The sequence below is a fragment of the Bacillus sp. JJ783 genome (assembly GCF_036963225.1).
GTDB classification, from domain to species: Bacteria; Bacillota; Bacilli; order Bacillales; family Bacillaceae_G; genus Bacillus_A; species Bacillus_A cereus_U.
On record NZ_JBALMG010000007.1, the window covers coordinates 35,344 to 52,520 of the forward strand.

Consider the following 17,177-nt stretch of genomic DNA (forward strand, 5'->3'; position numbering starts at 1 on the left):
GCCGCTTCTGCTTTTAGATGTTATCTAGCTCCAGCGGCTAGAACAGTCGGCCATTTCGCGCCTTCCTGTGAGGCAAAAAGCGCCTCACAGGAAGGAGCTCCAATGACCTCCTGTTCTGAACGAGCCGCTTCCGCTTTTAAATTAAAATACTTGTTCGACTTCGATAACGCCTGGTACTTCTTCAAGTAGTGCGCGTTCGATACCAGCTTTTAGTGTGATTGTAGAACTTGGGCAGCTTCCGCATGCACCCATAAGGCGTAGTTTTACGATACCTTCTTCAATGTCTACTAATTCAACGTCTCCGCCATCGCGAAGTAAGAATGGACGTAATTTATCTAATACTTCTAGTACTTGTTCTTGCATATGTGGGTTTTCCATTTTTATCGACTCCTTTCATCAGTTTTATTATAATCAAGATAGAGGGGAAAATCTATTTTTTCTGTTCTTGTTTTATTGTCGAAATATTTTATCATGTGTACAACGTGTTTTTTCAGTATAGGGGTATGGAATAAGTTTGTAAAATGATGTGCTTATGCAATAAGACATCTGAATATACTGTTAGAACGAGAAATGGGGGAGAAGAAATGGTTAATGTTCAAGTGTATGGGACGAAAGTAATTTGTGCGAGCTGCGTTGGAATGCCATCTTCAACAGAAACGTTTGAGTGGTTACAAGCGGCGATTGGTCGTAAATATGAAGGACAAGAAAATAAATTTAAGTTTGAGTATATTGATTTTCAAGAAGAACAAGAAGATGAAGATAAAAAAACATTCGCAGAGCGAGTAGTGGAGGAAGATTTATTTTATCCAGTCGTTCTTGTAAATGGAGAAATTGTTGGAGAAGGAAATCCTCGTTTGAAGGATGTTTACGAAGAAATCGAGAAATATTTATAAATCAGGAAGCCTTTGCGAATTTGCGAAGGCTTTTTTTTATTGGAGGGATCGACGTGGAGAATGGAATAAAACATGCTTTACCAGGAGAAGTGAAACAGTTAATGGAGCAGTACATAGTAGAATTAAAAGAAATTTTTTCGGATGAAAAAATAGTCGGGGTATACATTTACGGATCCATCGCGCTAGGAGTATTTCATATAGAAACGAGCGATGTTGATTTTGTTACGGTAATAAGTGATTCCGTGAATGAAGCTGAAAAACAGCAAATTATAGAACTGCATAAAAAAATTAGGAAAAGTACGTTAGGTAAAAGAATGGACGGTATGTATATTCCGCTTGATGACTTAGGGAAATACAATCATGAAATCAATGAGTACGTGTATTGTGCAGATGGTAAGGCTGATATTGGTCATTGGGATATTAACGCGGTAACATGGTGGACATTGAAAAACCAAGGCATTACAGTTATCGGGAAAGAAGCAGAAGACCTTCCCTTTCAAATAAAATGGGACGATGTAGTAAATACAATGAAATATAACGTAGAACATTATTGGCTTGAAAAAGCGAAGCGTCCTTATTTATTTTTCATAGAAGAATGGGTAGAATCAGCTGTCGTTACGATGGGACGCATTTTATATACGTTAGATCATAAAACAATCGTTTCAAAAGATAGAGGATTGCAATATATGTTGGAACTTTACTCTCATAAGTGGGAGCCTTTATTAAGAGAAGTAGAGCGAATACGGTATAATCCAAAGGGAAAGCGAAAGATCTCTAGTTGGAGACGGGCTGATATGACGAAGCGGTATTTACTTAGTGTGATTGAAGAGTGCAGGGAGAAGTGGTAGGTGAATAGTAAAAGCATCCTTCATATAAAGGATGCTTTTACTATTTTTATATAATGAAAAAGTACTTTACAAGGAATGAGAAGTCGGAAGATAATATTCAAAAACATATATATGCGGGGGAAGAGAATGAGTAAATATAACTTTCATATAAGTAAAGAACAACTATGGAAAGGATGTATTTTAAGATCGATTGCAGATGCAATTTTTGTAGCACATGCTCCTGATTTCTCACATGAAAGTTCGTGGGATGGTTTTAACTATAGTGTGCAAGATAGTCAAGGCGGAAGAGGTACAATTACCTTTCATCCGAAGTACACAATCGTATGTCTTCAAGATGTAAATAGTGAGAGAATTGATGAGTGGATTGATGCGGCAAATTATTTTGAAGGGGCACCTTCGGAAGTGATAGAAATTGCTAAAGAGGAAGCACTCCAATACGTATTAGAAGAGGTAGAGGGGGAAACAGTGCCTTTCATTACGACAGCATTTTGGATTGAGGATAACGGTGCATATTCAATCGATTCATTTGAAGAGATGGAAGAGAACGGTGGATTCTTATTAGAAATCCCATTACTTGATACGGAATCTGCAATTGAAAGATTGGAAGAAGAGTATGAACTGACAGAGGAGCAAATAGAACTTTTACAATTAGTGTATGAGAGAAAAATCGAAAATCCAAACGAGGGAATTACGTTGTCTAAAGAAGAAGTAGCGATGATTGGAACGGATGATGACGAAGGGTTGGAAGTGAGTAAGGAGTCATTTGAAGAAATGAATATTACTTGGGCGTTGTAGGGAGGATATAAAAGGGGACTAAATATGTAGAACTGTGATAAAAAACTAGTAGAAAACAAATTGTGTTTTCTACTAGTTTTTTCATATGAAGCCCACATTTGAACCTAATCGAAAATGATAGAAAAATAATACGAAATATGGGAAGTTTCATGTGAAACATTTTTTATTATAAAATATGTAAAATGTTTAACTTAGTGTATTAAATGCATCATTCATAAGTATTTTAATATATTTAAAAGTAAAATGAAATAAGAAACAGGTAATTGTCGGAATATATTCGATTTTCGTTCAATTTTATGAAATATAACTACTTTTTGTTAGATTACTTTGTTTTATTTCTTTACAATAAAATTTATATAGAAATAAGAGAAGGATGATGTACGTGAAAGACACTGTTTTACAAGAAACAATTTCTCCGCAAGAGTTACATAAAGTTGTTCAAAAGAATACAGCTTATTATGACTTTAAATGGGGCAAAGTAGAAAATCCAGCGCAAGGAAATACATGGAATTGGGTAGCCTTTTTCTTCCCATATTTTTGGCTAGCTTATCGAAAAATGTATAAGTTGTTTATTATACTTACATTATTGTCGGTACCTAGTATAGTTGTACCTCCTTTTATAGATATTTCAGATGGAATTTATTTATCTTTAAATTTAGTTCTTCATTTAGGAGTTATGATATTTACTGGATGGCAAGGAAACCGTTTATATTATAAGCACGCTGTTCGTATTTTACATAAGGCAGAAGATATGCCTGATCATGAGAAGGCGTATTACTTACAATCAAAGGGTGGCGCTAGTGTTGCTGGTATGATTGGTTTACAAGTTATAGTGGGGATAGTGTTTGGCGGGGCTATGTTCGGACTCTCCCTTTTACCAACTGAACCAAATATAAAAAATGTTGTTCGTTCAAGTGATGAAGGATTTACTTTAGAGGTTATGACTGATAATCCAACTTGGAAGTTTGTAAAGAAAGAAAAGGATTATGACGTAGTAGAGTTTACTGGTTATGACTATACAGAGAAGAAAAAAGTGAAAATTAAATTTGCTGTTTATTTCAGTGAAGATTATTTTGAATGGCAAGAAGTATATGAAAACAATAAGAAGTTAAGTGAAGAAGAAGCAGAAGAGTATCAAATTTACATTGAAGAAAATAGTTGGGGTTTCTAGAGAGAACTCGTTTATTTGGAAAAGAAGAATCTTGTGAAGGTTCTTCTTTTTGTTTATAAGAATCTGTAACATAATGGTAGGGGTGCGGCATACTACTTGAAATTTTGTAAAATACAATAAAAAATGAGAATTTGAGGTAGGCTTGTCAATAACGTGAGACTGTGGCAGTATAAAGAAATGCTATACAAATTTTATTTATCGACATGTAAACATCAGAAGTGATTTTTACGTATAAATAATGAACGGAGGAAATGAATTTATGGCTACTTTACCAAATTGTCCAAAATGTAATTCAGAATATACGTATGAGGATGGCGCTCTTTTCGTATGTCCAGAATGTGCCCATGAGTGGGGCCAAGAAGCGGAAGCTGAAAATAATGATGGTGCAAAAGTTGTAAAAGATGCGAACGGAAACGTTCTTCAAGATGGCGATGCTGTTACTGTAATTAAAGATTTAAAAGTAAAAGGAACTTCTTCAGTTGTGAAGATTGGTACGAAAGTAAAGAGTATCCGTCTAGTTGAGGGAGATCACGATATCGATTGCAAAATCGACGGTTTCGGAGCTATGAAGTTAAAATCACAGTTCGTTAAGAAGGCGTAAGTAAATAAAAAGAGGAGGCGAGTAGCCTCCTCTTTTTTTATTGTCAGTTTTTGTCGGTAAATCGATATTTCTAATAGAGTCGTTGATATATTTGGAGTTACGATAGATATATTTGAAAAATCGTTGATATATTGTAAGTTATGATAGATATATTGAAAAAATCGTTGATATAATTTCATTTACCTCGGCGCGCAACACTTAGTTTATGATTGTACTTCAACTTCTTTCAACTGACACCGCTTATTAAAGAACGTTTTATACCCAAGCTGTAAGAAGATAATAACAGAGAAAGCTGTACTTCCAGAAATGCCAAGTATAATCGCAATTTGATATTGGATAGCTGTAAATGGTGATACACCGGATAAAATTTGTCCTGTCATCATGCCGGGAAGACTTATAATTCCCATTCCGACCATAGAATTAATTGTTGGTAAAATAGCAGAATCGAAAGCATCCCGTATAAGCGGGGCGGCTGCTTGTTTTGGAGTTGCGCCAAGCATAAGTGCACCTTCAATATGGTCTCTTTGTGATTTCATACTGTTTAAAAAGGTGTTTGCCCCGAGGCAAATACCTGTCATAGCATTACCAATTAGCATGCCGGCAATAGGAACGATATACTGCGGAGCATACCAAGGATCGTGTCCGATAATGACAAAGATAAATAGTAGAAGAGGGCCAATTGATCCAGCAATCATGGAGAGGGCGGCTACTCGTTTTAATTCTTTTGACATTGGAATATTAATTCGTTTATAAATATTAAAAATTGCAAATGTAGTAATAGAAGTAATGAGAGCTATTGTATAAAACGGATTACTATTTTCAAATATGTATGTAAGAACATAGGCGACTAGTACAAGTTGAATCGTCATACGTAATGTAGCAATTGTAATTTGTTTCTCACGTGGTATTCCTTTTAATTTCACAAGCCCGATTAAAATAAGGATGAAAATATATGCAGCTGCAAGTTGCCAAATTTGTAATTCAATAACGCCCTTCAATTGATAGCACTTCCTTTCTAGTTGCACCGTTTGTTTTACTAATTTCAATAATATCGTCTGCAATTTCTTCCGGAAGTTGTTGTGAGTGTGTAATGAAGATAACTGTTTTTTTCTTTTCTCTTGCTAGTAGAGTGAATTGTTTCATAACGCGGCGTTCTGTATCACCATCTAGTGCCGAAGTTGGTTCATCTAATAAATAGACGGGCGGATCCATTAGTATAATGCGAGCGAAAGCAAGTCTTTGTTTTTCGCCACCTGATAAAGAAGAGGCGTTATCTTCTAATTTTTTATCTAGACTAACAGTCGTTAATGCGTCCCGCAGGGCATCGTCATTTGGAAATGGCTTTTCAGAAAATCGAAGTCCCATTAATAAATTATCTTTAATTGTTCCATCAAAAATAGGCGGAGTTTGTCCGAGCATGACAACTTCACGGCGTAATTGAATGGGAGGATAATCTAAAATAGATTTTCCGTTATATTCAATTGTGCCAGATGTTGGCGATTGTAAATCGTTTAACATACGAAGTAATGTGCTTTTTCCGCTACCACTTTCACCGATAATACAAGTTATTTTTTCTTGTTGAATTTGTAAGTAAGGAATGTGTAGAATATCTTTATATTTGATGTCTTTTAATATAAACATAAATTGCTCCTTTCTAAATAGACGTGAAAAGGCTGACTACATAGTAGACAGCCCTTAAAGTATTAACCCTTATGATATTTGTACATCCAAAGAAGACCGGATTTTAATAATCTCGGTACACGCCCCATTAATGGTTGGTTTGCTAGTAAACCAAATCCGTGTTTTTTACCGAGAGAACCGAGGACACCTTTTAATTTAATAACAGGAAGTTCATCAGGAAGTGGTTCGTTATTCCAACGTTTTAATAATATTTGGACAATTTGTTCTCCTTGACCTTCAGCAAGTTGAGCAGATGGTGCGTGTGGAAGTGCTGCACAATCTCCTACAACATAAACGTGCTCGTTATTCGGAATATTGTGATATTTAGTTAAAACAACCCGTCCGCTACCATCTTGTTCAACTGGAAGGTTTCGAACAACTTCATTTGCTTGAATACCAGCTGTCCATACGATTGCATCACATTCAAGTGGTTCATCATGGTTGTATACAATGTTTGGTTCCACTTTTGTAATGTTAGAGTTTCGTATAATGGTAACTTTATGTTTTACAAACCATTCTTCTACGTATCTACTTAATTTCTCTGGATACGGGAATAAAATTCTATCTTTTCGATCAAATAAATAGATTTTTAAATCTGAACGGCTCTCACGAAGTTCACTTGCCACTTCAACGCCGCTTAAACCAGCCCCAACGACAGCTACTGTTGCATTTGGTTCTAAGCTATTTAATTGTTCATATGTCTTACGTGTTTGTTCAATTGATTGTAGGCTATGTGTATATTCCTTCGCCCCAGGAACGTTGTGATATTTATCTTCGCACCCAAGTCCGATAATTAAATCATCATATGGGATTGCTTCGCCGCCATCGAGATGAACAGCCTTTTCTTCGAGATCAATATTTGTTATTGTGCCGTATTGAATATTGAGGCGTGGGTGTTCAGGAAACGGTATACGAATATGCGTTTCTGAAATTGTACCCGCAACTAATGCATAATATTCAGTTTTGAAGCAATGATATGGTACTTTGTCGATTAATGTCACTTGTACATCATTTGGAAGTTGATTGCTTGGAAGTAGCCGCTGCAGAATTCTCATTCCACCGTAGCCCCCACCCAGTATTACGAGGTGTTTCATGATGGATTACCCCTTTTCTGTTGAAATATCCCCTAATCATACAATTTTATATTAATAAAATATTTTGACTTTACACAATCAAATTATATCGAATTTGTGAACAAATAACAATGCATGAATGAATACTCTGTTGTACAATAAGAAGAAAAGTAAAGTAAACTGTTTTCATTTTCTAGTTACTATTTACTATTTCATTATGAGTAGTATGTTATATAAGGAAGACTATCTATTGTGAAGTGAAATAGTGAAGTAACTAAATAGTTTAGAATATATAACGAAAACAACAAGAAACAGCTTAGTTTTCTTCTTATAAATAAAGTGGAATGGTAACAAAGGGTTACTTATCCGTTTCACAAATTAGGTATGCACTTCATGCCTGCTAAAGTAAATGGTAATTTGTTTAGAGATACAGGGGGGAGAGTTTTGATTAAACCATTAATCGAATTTTGTGTAGGTAACCTTGCAAGCGGTTCGCAAGCAGCTTTAGAAAAATTAGAAAAAGATCCTAATTTAGACGTAATGGAATATGGTTGTTTAGGATATTGTGGCATCTGTTTTGAAGGTCCATTTGCACTTGTAAATGGTGAAGTTGTACAAGGTGCAACAGTAGAAGAACTTGTAAATAAAATATATGATTATATGGATGAAAATCCAATGTTTTAAAGCGTTGCAAAGAGGCAACGTTTTTCTTTTTTCATTTATTAGGAGTGTTTATTTCGAAAAAAAAGGCCCTTTTAGAAGGGCTTTTTTCTTACGCGATTTGTGTAAGAACGGCTTATTGCCAAAATACTGTCAAATATGAGAAAGGGGGGACATTCATATTGTGTTCTAAAAGCATGCATTTTATACTTGAAATAATAAATTATTTTTGGAGTGAATAAAAATGAGCCAATTTTCTTTTACAAAAATGCATGGTCTTGGAAATAGTTATATATATGTAAATATGTTTGAGGAACAAATTAGAGAAGAAGATTTAGCACTTGTAGCGGAAAAGGTTTCAAATATTAATACTGGTATTGGTGCAGATGGAATGATTTTAATTTGTCCTTCTGACGTGGCACCAGTAAAAATGCGCATGTTTAATAATGATGGTTCAGAAGGAAAGAGCTGTGGAAATGGTTTACGCTGCGTAGCGAAATATGCGTATGAGCATAAACTAGTAGAAGGTAAAGTTTTCACAATTGAAACGTTAGCTGGTATTGTTACGGCAGAAGTAACGGTAGAAGATGACAAAGTTACATTAGCGAAAATCGACATGGGGGCACCTCGTTTAACACGTGAAGAGATACCGATGCTTGGTGAAGGAGAAACACCATTTATTCGTGAAAACTTCTTATACAATAATCACCGTTATGCATTTACAGCTGTTTCAATGGGGAATCCGCACGCGGTTATTTTTGTTGATGATGTAGAAAAAGCGCCCCTTACAACGTTAGGACCAGTTCTTGAGACGCATGAAATGTTCCCAGAGCGAGTGAATGTTGAATTCATCGAGATTTTGAATGATGAAGAGATGAATTTCCGCGTTTGGGAACGTGGATCTGGTGTAACACAAGCTTGCGGGACAGGAGCATGCGCAGCTGTCGTTGCGGCAATTCTAAATGGAAAAATGGAACACGATAAAGAAATTACAGTTCACTTAGCAGGCGGCGACTTAATGATCGCATGGACAGAAGAAGGAAATGTATTAATGAAAGGACCTGCGGAAATAATTTGCCGCGGAGTGTATGAGTACAAGATAGAAGCGTAAAGATGTATAATAGAATGAGAACAGAAAGGATGGTGTATTTCATGATTGAAGTAACAGAACAAGCAGCTTTTCAAATTAAAGATATGTTAAAAGATGCTGAAGATGGAGAGAAGTACGTGCGCCTTGCTGTACATGGCGGCGGATGTAGTGGTCTTTCTTACGGCTTAGGATTTGAAGTAGAACCGAAGGAAGACGACACAGTTCTTGAGTTTTTCGGTGTTGAATTTGTTATCGATAAAGAAAGTGCTCCGATTGTAAAAGGAGTGAAAGTTGACTATAAACAATCTATGCTTGGCGGCGGATTCACAATCGACAATCCAAATGCGATCGCATCATGTGGATGTGGATCATCTTTCCGTACAGCGTCGAATGCTGGTAAGCCGGAAGAGTGCTAGGTTTTTTCATTCCGTTATTCTAAATGGAATGAATGGGTAGGTTGCATATAAAGATCTTCTTAGCGATGAAATCAAATCGTTAGAAGGTCTTTTCTTTTGCCTTTAAAAAGAAAAAGAGCAGGACAAAGATAGTGAATATATGCAAGAAGAAGGCTAAAGAGGATACATGAAGGGGAAGGCCAATTTCTAGAGTGAAGAAATAATTATATTTGAACGGTTGTACATACGGATTTTTACTATCTTACAAAAGTGTAATGTTCATGTCATGTTTTTGAATTTCTTCTTTAAAGCCCAGGCTTTAAGATAAGAATATAAGAAAAAACACATGAGGTGAAGGAAATGAAAAGATATATTGCACTTTTTAGCATTTTAGTTGTATTTGCAAGCCTTTTAGTTGGCTGTGATTTAAACCGTATGGGTAAAGATGAGTACTACGTTCAAATTACTACTGATGGAATCGAAAAGAATGAAAAAGCTGATAATGGTCAGCCGCACAAATCATTCGAGTATAAGTTACCTGCATTTGATAAAGAAGGTAAAGAAAAAGAGTTAGAATTTACAGCTGTGAAAAATCTTCGCAAGGAAGCATTCTTACGTGTATTCCATTCAGATAAGAAAGGCGTAACAGCTTGGGAAGAAGTGAAAAAGGATGAACTTCCTGCGAAAGTGAAAGAAAAATTAGGTGTGAAATAAGACAGAAAAAAGGAATTGACGAACAGGGTCAATTCCTTTTTTTGTTTTCAAATTCTTCTTCAGAAATTACTGTAAATCCATGTCTCCGGAATAGCGCTGTTGTCACTCCATAACCAGTTTGCTTATTTCTATTAAATTCTCCAGTGTAAATAGTGGAACTACCACAAGATGGACTACGTTCTTTTAAAATAATATATTCTGGATGTAAATCTTTAATTTGTTCTAGAGCTTTATAAGCACCGCTCACGAAAGCTTCTGTAACATCTTCTCCAGCTTTTGTCATTACTTTCGCTTTTCCGTCCAAAACGTCATCGCCATTCCCACCAATAATTTCAGCTGAAGGACGAGGCGTTGGTAATCCTCCTAATACTTCAGGACAAACGAGGATGGTGTCTTCCCTTTGTAATAACTCTTCTATTTTTGAAACGAGATTATCGTTGCCATCATACCGACAGGCGATACCACCTAAACAAGCGCTAATTACGATCATATTGTCATCTCCAATAAAAAATATTAACTATCACGCCAATTTCTCTTCCTGCCTCTTACTTATAAATGAGGTGATAAAAATGGGAAGCTTATATAATTTAATGAAACCATACAGTGAATTTCGAAGTAAAGAAGAGTTTAATGCACATCAAAAAAAAGTTTTTAAATGTTATCAGTTTCAACTAAATAAGACTGATTCTTTAGTTATTCATTTTTTAGGGAAATATGCGGTTAATGAGAAGAACGAAACAGTTGGTGTTGCTTGTCCGTTAATGGAGACAATTGCTACAAATGTTGGAAAGAGTATTCGTACGGTACGCCGCTCGATTGCGAAGTTAGAGGAGCTTGGAATTATAAAGCGTGTTGCGACAAAGGAAAGATATAAGCACGGCGGATATAGTGCAAACTTATATGTATTTCTTAAATCTGCGATTGACCGCATGGATGACCGTATGAAGATGTCCGCATGTGAAAGTGATGATCGTGCAGATGGCTGTAGTGGAAATGAGCAAAAACGCGCGGGAGAAACAATTCTTTCTAAAAACATTCCACAAATAAAAGAGAAAAGAAAAGTAACGTACGAGCTTGATGAAACGTATTGTCGTCACGATATACCGAAGCCTTTTATATACGCGCTCATACCGATGACGAGTAATCCGAAGAAGATTAATATATTTTGGAGTAAGGTGGAACTTGCTTATAAAAAGAGCGGATTACTAGAACAAGGTGCTGTATTAGAGGGAATATTAGCTGATGAAGAAGTGCGTGGAAATTTAATTTGGAGGGTGAAAAGTGTTGTGAGAGCGTATAAGTACGGAGAAATTCGTAAAGATGTTGGAGCACTGTTGTATAGTACGATGCGAGATTTATTTTTAGAAATTGGATTAGAGTGGGGAGCGGCATTAAGGAGAAGTAAGGGAATACCGTTATTCGATCCATTTAAAAAAGAGTCATGCGTATAATACATGACTCTAAGTAGCTAATCGAACTTTCTTACAACTGGAACACGAATTGCTACAAATAGTACAAAGACGATAACAGCGATTGCACCGCTTTTCATAACCGTTACAATTGGAATGCCGATCCCAAGTGCAAGCGATGTAAATGCGTAAGAGAGCGGAATGAATCCCATCGATGAAAGCATGAGTAAACTCATAACGCGTCCCATCATCTCTTCTTTTACTGTTGATTGAATCATTGCCATAAGTGGAACGATAGCCATCGCAATTGTAATACCGTAAAACATTCCGGCTAATAACGCTTGCCAAAGTACGGTGCTAAAGTTAATGGCTAGGAAGAATATACCAGACAGTAGCATCATGATAATACAAAATAGACCACGTCTGCGGTTAATGTTTTTTAATCCGACAATGACAGCTCCTATCGCCATCCCGCCGCCAACAGACGCTTCTAAGTAACTAAACTGAAGTGAATCACCGTGCAGAACGTTTTTGACGAAGAGCGGGAAGCCTACTTGCATTGGGCCGATTAAAAATAAGTTTAAAAAGGCGCTACATATGAGGAAAGTTGAAAGAAATGGTGATTCTTTTACATATGAAATTCCCTCTTTAATAGAAGTAAACATGCCTTTATCTGTTTCATTTTTTTCGGGTACTGTAAATTGTATTTTTTGAACGAGTATCGCAGCGATAATGAGTAGCAGGATTGTAATTGAAAAAATTGTTTCATAGTTCGTAAATTTAATGAGAATACCGCCAAGTACAGGTCCTAAAATGACAGATGCTTGGTTTGTCATTTGAGTAAGTGAATTTGCTTGTGTTAAACGGCTTTTTTCTACAAGTTCAGGCAGAATAGATCCATCTGCTGACCAGAAGAAAGCGTCAGCAAGTCCGAAGAACAAAGCGAACAAAGCAAATGTATATAGTGTTACATCACCGACGATGAACCAGGTGAGAATAGTTGCGACAAGAATAGCGCGAATAATATTAGAGTAAAACATAATATTTTTTTTCGGGAATTTATCAGCTAATGCTCCGCCGATAATCATAAAGATGAGCCTTGGAACACTAAGAGCCACGAAAACAATACCGAGTGAAGCCTCAAGGTTTAATGTTTTTGCTATGTACCATGTTTGTGAAAAAGTAAAAAAGGCTAAAGCAAAACTCGAAAAGAGAGTAGCTGCCCAAAGAAAAAGGAAGTTCGTATTTTTTAATAACGGTTTTCCGCTTCCTTCTAAAGCAGATTTATTTTGTTGTAGTTCCTCCATAGTGCTTCCTTTCTATGTACCGATTTTAGACTGAAAAACCTATTAATAATCGTTTTAGCCCGCTATTTGCGGGCAGTAAAACTCCCACCTCAAAATTCGGCTGGAGCAAAGAAGTTAGGTGGGAGATCACCCCTCCACTGATTATAGTTTCACTTTATACAGTTTCTAATAGTTCTATACTGCACTTTCTCATTGTAGACAATAATAATGAATTTGCACAGTGGCTATTTCACGACAAAAAAAGAAGATACCAAGGGTATCTTCTTTTTAATGTTTTAGGCTAATGCAATATAAATATTCAATTGTACGTTATTTGGATCTGTTGCTTTTTCATCATACAGTTCGAAATCTGTTGTAAAGGCACGTTTGTTTTCTTTCGACCATTGCCAAATATATTCCCAAGCCTCGCAAACGACTTCAGAAACTGGTCCCTTTCTCGTTGTAAATACCGCATACGTAGTAGCAGGGATTGTTAAAGTTGTCATATTTTCAGGAACGTCTTCTAATGAAGAAACGGGCATACCAATCGTAAATTGATACGTACCAGTTTCATCTGATTCGTAGTTTGAATAGAAGGCGAATGTTTCTTTTGTTTGTTGATTTGGAATTTGATGCATGATTTGTTCTTGAAAGTAGCGATTCCAAAGCATTGGAATCCTTCCTTCAGTCGATGCTTCTTTTTCGTTTGTAGTTGTAATAGAGACACCGATTGCTTGGAAAGCTTCTTTTTTTACGATAATAGGTTCTTTCATTAATAAAACCTCCCTTTATTAAATGAAACGTATGTTCTGTTTTTATTGTAACATATTTTGGAAGGAAGTAGTGTTTTTTTTATAAAATTGGAATGTATTTTAGTTAGGAAAAGGAGAGAGTATGAAAAGAACTCCTTTCATGTAAAAAGAGTTCTTTTCATTTCTATATTAAAACATACTTGAGCTGTGCATTGGTTGAAGTTTTGCGTTTGGATCGAAGTAAGCTTTTGCATTGTTTACTGCTGTCGGTGCTTCACCAAAGCCGCAAGCAATGAGTTTTACTTTTCCTTCATATGTACAAATGTCACCAGCAGCGTAAATGCCAGGAATATTTGTTTCCATTTTTGAGTTCACGAGGATGCTGTTCTTTTGAATATCTAAGCCCCAGTTTTTAATTGGACCAAGCGAAGACACGAAGCCGTAGTTTACGATTACGTCATCAACATCAAGGATAACTTTTTCTTCTGTTTTTACGTGCTGAAGAACAACTTGTTCAATCGTGTCATCACCGATGAGTTCAACTGGAACATACGGTGTACTTACTTCTGCACGGGAATTCATTAAGCTTTCTACGCTATGTTCATGTGCACGGAATTTATCACGGCGATGAACAATTGTAACTTTATCTGCAATCGGTTCTAACATCATTGTCCAGTCTACTGCAGAGTCACCGCCGCCGAAGACAACGACGCGTTTTCCAGCAAATTTATTCATATCATCAACGAAATAATGTAAGTTTTTCTTTTCGTATTTTGCTGTGCCTTCTAATTCTAAGCGGCGTGGTTGGAAAGCACCATTGCCAGCAGTAATAATGACAGATTTAGAGTAGTGAGTTTGTTTATTTGTAACAAGTTTAAATATACCGTCAGCTTGTTTTTCAAGCGTATCAACAGCTTCTTCTAAGCAAATAGTTGGATCGAACTTTTTCATTTGTTCTTTTAAGTTATCAACTAACTCTTGTGCGCGCACTTTTGGGAACCCAGCTACATCATAAATATATTTTTCGGGATATAATGCGGATAATTGCCCGCCAAGTTGAGGCAAGCTTTCAATAATTTTTACACTTGCTTGTCTCATTCCGCCATAAAATGCAGTGAATAGTCCTGTTGGGCCACCACCAATAATTGTTATGTCGTAAACTTTTTGATTTTCTGTCATTTTCATTCCCCCTATAGATGATGGAATTTTAATATTGATTTCATATATTGTTCATATGTACATGAAAATCCTGCAAATGATGACACATTCAAATAAATGATAGCATATTTCAGTTAATAATACTTCTGAAAACGACTGAATAATAAGTAAGTTTGCGCATAGATGTTTTAGAATCGTATAAAATATAGCGAAAGGAAAATACATGAAAAAAAGGCTGAAAAACCCTTGAAAACGCTATGTTATTTTAAAATATTGATAATTCTCTAGGTGCTTGAATTATGGAATGAAACCGACTAATATAGGGAAGTATTATGTTAAATTTCTATGACAAATTTCGTACGATTTTTTGACTGCGTTTTGTTATGATATAGAATGTGATAAATTCCACATTCTTGACAAATAGAGTTTTTAGTACTTGGTATTATTTTTTATTACTATTATATAAAGAAAAGGGTTGTGATTTAGTGAAGACTCCAAAAATCGTAGTTTTAGGTGCAGGTTATGGCGGGATGATTACGACTGTTCGTCTGCAAAAAACATTATCTGTAAGTGAAGCTGAAATTACGTTAGTAAACAACAATAGCTATCACTACCAAGCAACTTGGTTACATGAGAGTGCAGCTGGTACATTACAAGATGATAAAATCTGTCTAGATATTCAAGACGTTATCGATACAAATAAAGTGAACTTTGTACAAGATACAGTAGTAGAGATTAAAGCTGCTGAAAAACGTATTATCTTAAAAAATGGTGAATTAGAGTATGATTACTTAGTAATCGGTCTTGGTTTCGAATCAGAAACGTTCGGAATTAAAGGGTTAAAAGAGCATGCATTCTCAATCACTAACATTAATGCAACTCGTCAAATTCGTGAGCATATGGAAGAAAAGTTCGCTCAATATGCGACTGAAAAACGTGATGAGTTAGTAACAATCGTTGTTGGTGGTGCTGGATTTACTGGTATCGAGTACGTAGGTGAGCTTGCAAACCGTATTCCTGAACTTTGCAAAGAGTACGATGTTCCACGTGAAAAAGCACGTATCATCTGTGTAGAAGCTGCTCCAACAGCACTTCCTGGTTTCGATCCAGCATTAGTAGAGTACGCTGTAAAACAACTTGAGAAAAAAGGTGTAGAATTCCGCATCGGTACAGCAATTAAGGAAGCAACTGAAGAAGGTATTATCGTTGCAAACGGTGATGATGCTGAACTTCTTAAATCTGAAACTGTAGTTTGGGCTGCAGGTGTTCGTGGTAACGGTATTGTGGAAGAGTCTGGATTTGAAGCAATGCGCGGACGTATTAAAGTGGATGAGTACATGCACGCTCCGGGTCATGAAGATGTATTCATGGTTGGTGACGCAGCGTTAATTATCAATGAGGAGATTAACCGTCCATACCCACCAACAGCACAGATTGCAATTCAAGAAGGTTATAACATTGCACACAATTTAACTGTGTTAGTTCGCGGTAAAGGTGAAATGAAAAAGTTCGCATTTGATAATAAAGGATCTGTATGTTCATTAGGTCATGACGATGCAATGGGCGTTGTTATGGGTAAAAAGTTAACAGGTTGGAAAGCTTCATTCATGAAGAAAGTAATCGACAACCGTTACTTATTCTTACTAGGCGGACCTTTATTAGTTCTTAAAAAAGGTAAATTGAAGTTCTTTTAATATATAGTAGAAAAAGCAGAAACGGCTATGAGCTGTTTCTGCTTTTTTCGTATTGAAAATATAGTATAATATATAAAAAAGAAAGAATATTCTGTTCGTTCGGTGGAGGAGGTTATATTATGGGGAAGCGAGGGAAAGTGTGGTTAGCTGTCAGTGGCTTAGTAGCTACAAAAGATGGGAGATGGCTATTCGTTAAGAAAAAATACGGTGGATTGAAAGGGCAATGGTCTTTACCAGCTGGTTTTGTTAATGAAGGTGAGACTGTTGATGAAGCTGTGAAACGTGAAATTTTGGAAGAAACAGGAATTATTGCTCATGTAAAGGGGATTATTGGTATTCGCTCAGGTGTTATTCATAATGAAATTAGTGATAATATGATTATTTTTCTTCTAGAGCCAGAGGGAGAAGACATTATCGTACAGGAGAAAGAATTGTCGGAAGTAGCTTTTTTACATCCAGAAAATATTGCAGATGATCAAAATACTTCTGTACTCATCAAATATTTATTAGAAGGAAGAGCAGAGTCGCATTTTGAAATGGACAAAACATTAAATCCAGGAGAGCAATTTGGTTATACGGCTTATCATGTGTTTACGGCGTATGCGAAGGAGAGGGAGAAGAAGTGAGTATACCGGTACTACTTATTTCAATGATGTTGTTCTTTATTTTATTTTTTGGAATTGGATTTTTGCTCAACATGATTTTGCGAGCTACGTGGGTAATGGTTATTGTGTATCCGATTATTTGTATGCTTATTATTAATAAAGCGAGTGTATGGGACTATTTTTCAAAGCCAAAAGAAACATTTTCTTCATTTGGGACGAGTGTATCGCATTTAGGACACGCAGATGTGTTTATTCTATCTACTGGATTAGTAGGTGCTGCTTTAGCAGGAATCATAATTAAGAAACTTCGGAAAAGTGGATATCAAATGTTTTAATCTCCAATCAATTTGGAG

The 17,177-nt window shown here is 36.1% G+C and carries 21 protein-coding genes; 13 read left to right on the forward strand and 8 right to left on the reverse strand.

Annotated features, from left to right (window positions below):
- Window positions 1–141: 141 nt before the first annotated feature.
- Window positions 142–378 (reverse strand): NifU family protein, encoded by a 237-nt coding sequence (locus V7038_RS01765; protein ID WP_000431159.1) that lies wholly within the window; start codon window positions 376–378, stop codon window positions 142–144.
- A 206-nt stretch (window positions 379–584) separates the two neighbouring features.
- On the opposite strand from V7038_RS01765, the gene V7038_RS01770 reads away from it, so the two are divergent.
- The 5 genes from V7038_RS01770 to phnA all read left to right on the forward strand — a co-directional run bounded on the left by V7038_RS01770 (window position 585) and on the right by phnA (window position 4,308).
- Window positions 585–893, forward strand: a complete 309-nt coding sequence (locus V7038_RS01770; RefSeq protein WP_002198966.1) for a YuzD family protein — start codon at window positions 585–587, stop codon at window positions 891–893.
- A 53-nt stretch (window positions 894–946) separates the two neighbouring features.
- The gene (locus V7038_RS01775; protein ID WP_070129130.1) at window positions 947–1,741 is read left to right on the forward strand and encodes a nucleotidyltransferase domain-containing protein; all 795 of its coding nucleotides are present in this window, start codon (window positions 947–949) and stop codon (window positions 1,739–1,741) included.
- Window positions 1,742–1,867: 126 nt separating this feature from the next.
- Entirely contained in the window at window positions 1,868–2,536 is a 669-nt protein-coding gene (locus V7038_RS01780) for a hypothetical protein (protein ID WP_070129117.1), read from the forward strand.
- A 376-nt stretch (window positions 2,537–2,912) separates the two neighbouring features.
- Window positions 2,913–3,707, forward strand: a complete 795-nt coding sequence (locus tag V7038_RS01785; RefSeq protein ID WP_033714047.1) for a DUF2628 domain-containing protein — start codon at window positions 2,913–2,915, stop codon at window positions 3,705–3,707.
- A gap of 259 nt (window positions 3,708–3,966) precedes the next feature.
- Complete coding sequence (gene phnA, locus V7038_RS01790) at window positions 3,967–4,308, forward strand: alkylphosphonate utilization operon protein PhnA (protein ID WP_002112620.1); 342 nt, start codon at window positions 3,967–3,969, stop codon at window positions 4,306–4,308.
- A gap of 203 nt (window positions 4,309–4,511) precedes the next feature.
- Here phnA and V7038_RS01795 read toward each other — a convergent pair whose 3' ends face one another.
- The 3 genes from V7038_RS01795 to V7038_RS01805 all read right to left on the reverse strand — a co-directional run bounded on the left by V7038_RS01795 (window position 4,512) and on the right by V7038_RS01805 (window position 7,082).
- Window positions 4,512–5,306 (reverse strand): ABC transporter permease, encoded by a 795-nt coding sequence (locus tag V7038_RS01795; RefSeq protein WP_070140083.1) that lies wholly within the window; start codon window positions 5,304–5,306, stop codon window positions 4,512–4,514.
- Window positions 5,290–5,949, reverse strand: a complete 660-nt coding sequence (locus V7038_RS01800; RefSeq protein ID WP_002112619.1) for an ABC transporter ATP-binding protein — start codon at window positions 5,947–5,949, stop codon at window positions 5,290–5,292. Before V7038_RS01800 ends, V7038_RS01795 begins: the two co-directional genes overlap by 17 nt.
- A 62-nt stretch (window positions 5,950–6,011) precedes the next feature.
- Window positions 6,012–7,082 carry an NAD(P)/FAD-dependent oxidoreductase gene (locus V7038_RS01805; protein ID WP_002160022.1) on the reverse strand — a complete coding sequence of 357 codons (1,071 nt, stop codon included), beginning with the start codon at window positions 7,080–7,082 and terminating at the stop codon, window positions 6,012–6,014.
- A 423-nt stretch (window positions 7,083–7,505) separates the two neighbouring features.
- Between V7038_RS01805 and V7038_RS01810 the strand changes: the two genes are divergently transcribed.
- The 4 genes from V7038_RS01810 to V7038_RS01825 all read left to right on the forward strand — a co-directional run bounded on the left by V7038_RS01810 (window position 7,506) and on the right by V7038_RS01825 (window position 9,920).
- Window positions 7,506–7,745, forward strand: a complete 240-nt coding sequence (locus V7038_RS01810; protein ID WP_033714046.1) for a YuzB family protein — start codon at window positions 7,506–7,508, stop codon at window positions 7,743–7,745.
- A gap of 220 nt (window positions 7,746–7,965) precedes the next feature.
- Entirely contained in the window at window positions 7,966–8,832 is an 867-nt protein-coding gene (gene dapF, locus V7038_RS01815) for a diaminopimelate epimerase (protein WP_002145090.1), read from the forward strand.
- A 41-nt stretch (window positions 8,833–8,873) separates the two neighbouring features.
- Window positions 8,874–9,227 carry a HesB/IscA family protein gene (locus V7038_RS01820; RefSeq protein WP_000573823.1) on the forward strand — a complete coding sequence of 118 codons (354 nt, stop codon included), beginning with the start codon at window positions 8,874–8,876 and terminating at the stop codon, window positions 9,225–9,227.
- Window positions 9,228–9,566: 339 nt separating this feature from the next.
- Entirely contained in the window at window positions 9,567–9,920 is a 354-nt protein-coding gene (locus V7038_RS01825; protein WP_070140082.1) for a YxeA family protein, read from the forward strand.
- Window positions 9,921–9,948: 28 nt separating this feature from the next.
- Here the strand turns inward: V7038_RS01825 and V7038_RS01830 are convergent, their stop codons facing one another.
- Complete coding sequence (locus V7038_RS01830; RefSeq protein ID WP_070178992.1) at window positions 9,949–10,410, reverse strand: DUF523 domain-containing protein; 462 nt, start codon at window positions 10,408–10,410, stop codon at window positions 9,949–9,951.
- A 79-nt stretch (window positions 10,411–10,489) separates the two neighbouring features.
- On the opposite strand from V7038_RS01830, the gene V7038_RS01835 reads away from it, so the two are divergent.
- The gene (locus tag V7038_RS01835; protein ID WP_335468896.1) at window positions 10,490–11,371 is read left to right on the forward strand and encodes a helix-turn-helix domain-containing protein; all 882 of its coding nucleotides are present in this window, start codon (window positions 10,490–10,492) and stop codon (window positions 11,369–11,371) included.
- 17 nt (window positions 11,372–11,388) lie between these two features.
- Here V7038_RS01835 and V7038_RS01840 read toward each other — a convergent pair whose 3' ends face one another.
- From V7038_RS01840 to V7038_RS01850, 3 genes are all read right to left on the reverse strand, one after another.
- The gene (locus tag V7038_RS01840; RefSeq protein ID WP_078173464.1) at window positions 11,389–12,636 is read right to left on the reverse strand and encodes an MFS transporter; all 1,248 of its coding nucleotides are present in this window, start codon (window positions 12,634–12,636) and stop codon (window positions 11,389–11,391) included.
- A 275-nt stretch (window positions 12,637–12,911) separates the two neighbouring features.
- Window positions 12,912–13,388 carry a GyrI-like domain-containing protein gene (locus V7038_RS01845; RefSeq protein WP_002112609.1) on the reverse strand — a complete coding sequence of 159 codons (477 nt, stop codon included), beginning with the start codon at window positions 13,386–13,388 and terminating at the stop codon, window positions 12,912–12,914.
- Between the two features lie 168 nt (window positions 13,389–13,556).
- A complete protein-coding gene (locus V7038_RS01850) occupies window positions 13,557–14,546 on the reverse strand; it encodes an NAD(P)/FAD-dependent oxidoreductase (protein ID WP_002112607.1) in 990 nt (329 codons plus the stop codon).
- Window positions 14,547–15,010: 464 nt separating this feature from the next.
- On the opposite strand from V7038_RS01850, the gene V7038_RS01855 reads away from it, so the two are divergent.
- The 3 genes from V7038_RS01855 (at window position 15,011) to V7038_RS01865 (ending at window position 17,159) form a co-directional block, all read left to right on the forward strand.
- Window positions 15,011–16,219, forward strand: coding sequence for an NAD(P)/FAD-dependent oxidoreductase (locus V7038_RS01855; protein WP_002112603.1), 1,209 nt, complete (start codon window positions 15,011–15,013; stop codon window positions 16,217–16,219).
- A gap of 119 nt (window positions 16,220–16,338) precedes the next feature.
- Window positions 16,339–16,845: an NUDIX hydrolase gene (locus tag V7038_RS01860; protein ID WP_002112602.1), complete on the forward strand. Its 507-nt coding sequence runs from the start codon at window positions 16,339–16,341 to the stop codon at window positions 16,843–16,845.
- Window positions 16,842–17,159: a YuiB family protein gene (locus V7038_RS01865; RefSeq protein ID WP_002089308.1), complete on the forward strand. Its 318-nt coding sequence runs from the start codon at window positions 16,842–16,844 to the stop codon at window positions 17,157–17,159. The genes V7038_RS01860 and V7038_RS01865 overlap by 4 nt, the downstream gene beginning before the upstream one ends.
- The last annotated feature ends 18 nt before the right edge of the window (window positions 17,160–17,177 follow it).